General features: G+C 45.0%; 2 protein-coding genes and 1 pseudogene. 1 reads left to right on the top strand and 2 read right to left on the bottom strand.

What is annotated here, in order from left to right:
- Positions 1-329: 329 nt before the first annotated feature.
- Together ACFQNF_RS14120 and ACFQNF_RS20860 are read right to left on the bottom strand one after the other, a co-directional pair.
- Entirely contained in the window at positions 330-1049 is a 720-nt protein-coding gene (locus ACFQNF_RS14120) for a GIY-YIG nuclease family protein (RefSeq protein ID WP_380188580.1), read from the bottom strand.
- Between the two features lie 253 nt (positions 1050-1302).
- Positions 1303-1491 (bottom strand): annotated as a pseudogene (locus ACFQNF_RS20860) (MafI2 family immunity protein); the annotation flags it as partial.
- A 496-nt stretch (positions 1492-1987) separates the two neighbouring features.
- Between ACFQNF_RS20860 and ACFQNF_RS14125 the strand changes: the two are divergent.
- Positions 1988-3136 carry a GDSL-type esterase/lipase family protein gene (locus ACFQNF_RS14125; protein WP_380188581.1) on the top strand — a complete coding sequence of 383 codons (1149 nt, stop codon included), beginning with the start codon at positions 1988-1990 and terminating at the stop codon, positions 3134-3136.
- Positions 3137-4278: the final 1142 nt, after the last annotated feature.

Genomic DNA, 4278 nt, shown 5'->3' on the forward strand with positions numbered 1-4278 from the left:
GCATGATGATTTGGACTTTGGCTTATGCTTCCGTTGCCGACGGCCAACCGATCCGTGCCGCACTACGAAGATTGGATTGAACGACTAAGCGATGAAACGGAGCAATGAGAAAAAGAAGTCACGGGGTCAGGTCTTAAAGAAGTCACGGGGTCAGGTCTTACATTTTACATAAGATAAAATTTACAGTGGTTTGCAAAGCAGCTTAAATTGATTAATTCAATGTCAAATGTAATACCTGACCCTATGGGTTCCGTTTTCTCCACGGAGTCTCCTAAGCAGCTAACGATTAGGTTAACAGATTGGTTTGAGCCGTTTCTTAGGCTTTTGCACTACATTAGCTTCCGCTTTTTGAAATACTTTATGTCGCTGGCCGATAATTTAAACCACTCACCTTTTAGCCTTTGCTCTTTGAAGTAATTGTGCCAATACGTTTCAATTCCTGCAGGGTCGCCAGTTGTAATCGTGTGTATTATTTTTCCTTCGTATGGCATCTGAGTTTTTATTTCTCTGAATCGCCTCTCAACGTTATTGCTGGAACCGATTTTGTACTCTTGGCCAAACTGCAAAAGATACACATAGGCATCCTTGCGGTACGTAATACTCTCGTGCGGAGTTGAAATGGGGTTTTTATTGGTAGCTTTTTCCAGAATTTCAGCTAAATCACTATAGGCATGATTTTTCTGGCAGAAAATATAAAGCTTATTAAGTAATTGTTGCTTCGAGCCGAGGCGAGAGAACGTGTTATGGCTTGGAAATTCGGAGCCGTTTCTTGCTCTCATTTTTACCTCTGCTGAGGTGGGTATATACCCAAGTTCTCTCACAAGCAAAGCATAGTGCTCAAGTAGCTGCTCATCAGGAAATGCATTTTGCATTTTGTTCGCTGAGTATCCAGACTCCTGAATTGCGTCACTCCATTTCGTCCAGAATCTTCCGATCCAATCGGATTCTTTTATTCCTGTTTCTTGCAGGAATCTTTGTCGACCAAGTGGTACGCCGCCGTTTGTTTCGGCGGTACGCTGAATTTCTTTGATAATTTGATCTTTGTTCATGACTTGGCCGAATTGGAGTCTAACAAGTAAAGTCACGGGGTCAGGTCTTACATTTTACATAAGATAAAATTTACCGAGGTTTGCAAAGCAGCTTAAATTGATTAATTCATGTCAAATGCAAGGCCTGACCCTATTCGTTCTCATCGGTTTCTAGGTTTCCAGCGAATTGTTATGCGGCAACTGATGTTTCATGCCGCTTAAATACAATATAGCGAAGGCATGGAGCCTTGGGGGCTGGGATTGCCAAATACTCCTAGCTGATTGTGTAAGGCTCGCGATAATCCGCGAGAATTTCAGTCGCCGCGCAACTCAAAAGATCTTTGTCGTCTTCGGTTGGATCTCCATCAAAGACAAAGCAACACGCGATATCCGTGCCTCGATACTCGATAGACGCACTCCGTAAACTGTGCGGGACGTTTCCCAACAAGGCACGCTGCGCGCTGAGCCTAAGAAAGTCACGGGGTCAGGTCTTACATTTTACATAAGATAAAATTTATCGTGGTTTGCAAAGCAGCTTAAATTGATTAATTCATGTCAAATGTAAGACCTGACCCTATAGGTTTCTTATAGGTTTCTTATTGGGCTTGGCTGAGCACTTTGTGTTTTACAACGGCGAGCGATTTCACCAGTCTTTGGGCTACCAAACACCGAATGAGGTGTATGAAACCTGCGTCCGCGGCGGAGCAAAAATCGCGGATTATTTTAGAGACAAGGGTGAGTGAAATAAGGATTCTTCGAGCGAAGAAATGGGCCAGCGCCAATCCGCTGCAGCAGAGGCGACACCCTCTTAAATTAGATGAATATTTGTCTGGACATAGGGAGCCACTTTATTGACGAGGTAAGGGTGGTCGAGTAACGTCATTTTCCACTGCCCTAGGTTGCAACTCTTTGAGGGGCATCATCTCAACGACGCTTCAATTTTGCTAAGGAACTTCCAAATGCTTACAAGGGATTTTACGCCGCAAAAAAAACTCGTGTGTCTTACCGTTTTTTTTCTTCTTATGTTCTTGAGTGTTAGTTCCTCAGCCAAGCCTATTCGAGTCATGACACTTGGGGACTCGATCACTGCTGGCCTTGCGCTGGATAACTATCGCCTATCGCTTGGGACGCAAACTCGCTCTGTTGGTTGCGATGTGTCGCTTGTCGGTGCAAGTAGTACTCTGCCACCAGACGCTTTGCCGCCATTTCCGTCGCGCTACGCGGCAGTCTGGGGCATACAAGCCCTACAGGTCGATCAGCTTTTCATCAATAGCTGGATGCAAGACGCAAAACCGGATGTGGTCTTGATGCACTTGGGCACCAATGATAGCTGGGCTGGCGGCAGACCGGCAACTGACACTATTGTAAGTCTGGGCGGCATCATTGACAAGATGCGGTTGAATAACCCGCATGTAAAAATTTTTATTGCCCAATTAATTGGGACATCGCTGGATTTTAATCCCGTAATAGAAAAACTCAATGCACTGATTCCTGGGCTGGCAGCTCAAAAAACCACGCCTCAGTCACCAGTGGTTGTTGTGAATCAATCAAGTTATTTCAATCCTGCGGTTGATACGTATGACGGAGTTCATCCGACAGTGGCCGGTAACGTCAAAATGGCTTCTAAATGGTTTGATGCTATGGTGGTGCATGGTATCTGCCCAGCCGGTCCTAAGCTGGTCAACGCGGTTCTGAACAAACCGATGGTTGCCTCTCCTAGTCCTTGGGGTAGTGGGTCACCAGAGCAGGCAGGTGACGGGAACGTGCAATATGGCGGTTGGAGTAGTGTGGTTATTGACAATGTGCCGCAGATTCTTGAGGTGGATTTGAAGGGAGCCTATAGTCTGACTTACTTCGAGCTAGGCCACTATTTTGTTTTTCCGGATGTGGAAAATCCATTCAACACTCTGGCTTATCGTATCCAAACCAGCATGGATAAATCCACGTGGTCCACTGTGGTCACGGTTGCCAACAACTATGCAGGCCAAGCCACGCACGCCATTGTCCCCACCAATGCTCGTTACCTGCGTTTGGTTGTAGATCCGCCCTTTTACGCCAACCAGCTGACCGTACGTGAGTTCAGAGCAATGGGCGTGCCGCAGTATTAGCAGGATGCTGAAATACTCCCCTCCAAGGCGAGCCATCCTTGCCGAGCGGGGGGCGTTTTTCAGAAGTACAGAAGTAACGGGGTCAGGTCTTACATTTTACATAAGATAAAATTTACAGTGGTTTGCAAAGCAGCTTAAATTGATTAATTCATGTCAAATGTAAGGCCTGACCCTCTAGGTTTTCCATAGGTTTTCTCACAGCTTCTCTTAGCGGGTTAACGTCAAAATTAAGCAGCTGGCCTACGCTTCGTTTAAACAAAAAGTTGTACGTTCCGGTCAGTCTGCTTGAATGCCATGCTAGGCGTATTGCCGCTGCACAAAAAAATAAAGCCCCGTTTTTCGCAGCAAACCACAAAACTAAATAATTAGGCCATGAAAATAGAGCTAATGAATTAAAAAAACGTATTAATTAATAAACAGCGTAAGCAGAAAGCTGTGAAGCAGAATAAAAATATCAATACGCCGCCATACAAACTACCACTACAACGCGCCAACTAAAAAACAAAACAATGGGTCCGCTTGAACGATGGGTTAGGCTTCAAAGGGCCGATCGCGAAAGCTATTCTCCGGTTTCGGAGCCCGTGCCTTGATTTTTGGGATATGGTTCCAAGATGATCGATATTAATTTTCCATCATCAACGCAACATTGCACATCTCGCACGGGCAGCTGGCATGCAAGAAGGATTCACCTTTTTCCACAGAGATTTTCTCATTACAGTTTGGGCAGCGCTGACTTAATGCAGTTCCATTTTCGAATTCATACAACGTTTCTAGTGCTAGCTTTTCTGCGATTTGCCTTTGCTGTTTCTTCTCACTTCGCGCTTTCCAGTTGAATATGTTTCCAAACACGCTTATCGCCTCAGTGGTTGAAGTTTGTGCTTCTGGGCTCCATTAGAGCCGCAGTGTATTAGTTTGTAGAAGTAACGGCGTCAGGGCTTACATTTTACATAAGATAAAATTTACCGTGGTTTGCAAAGCAGCTTAAATTGATTAATTCATGTCAAATGTAAGACCTGACCCTATAAGTTTCTATTATAAGTTTCTATAAGTTTCTCTATGGGTTTCTTTAACGTTTGACATGAGCGGCGGCTAGAAGCGGGCCAAGCTCGCTGGAAGACGTCCGCTCAATGAAAGGGTTAGAC

This window comes from Iodobacter arcticus (assembly GCF_042664895.1).
GTDB lineage: Bacteria > Pseudomonadota > Gammaproteobacteria > Burkholderiales > Chitinibacteraceae > Iodobacter > Iodobacter arcticus.

What these genes read in the sequence shown, in the direction of transcription:
- ACFQNF_RS14125 (WP_380188581.1), top strand. Translation starts at nt 1,988, where the DNA reads ATGCTTACAAGGGATTTTACGCCGCAAAAAAAACTCGTGTGTCTTACC.
- ACFQNF_RS14120 (WP_380188580.1), bottom strand. Translation starts at nt 1,049, where the DNA reads ATGAACAAAGATCAAATTATCAAAGAAATTCAGCGTACCGCCGAAACA.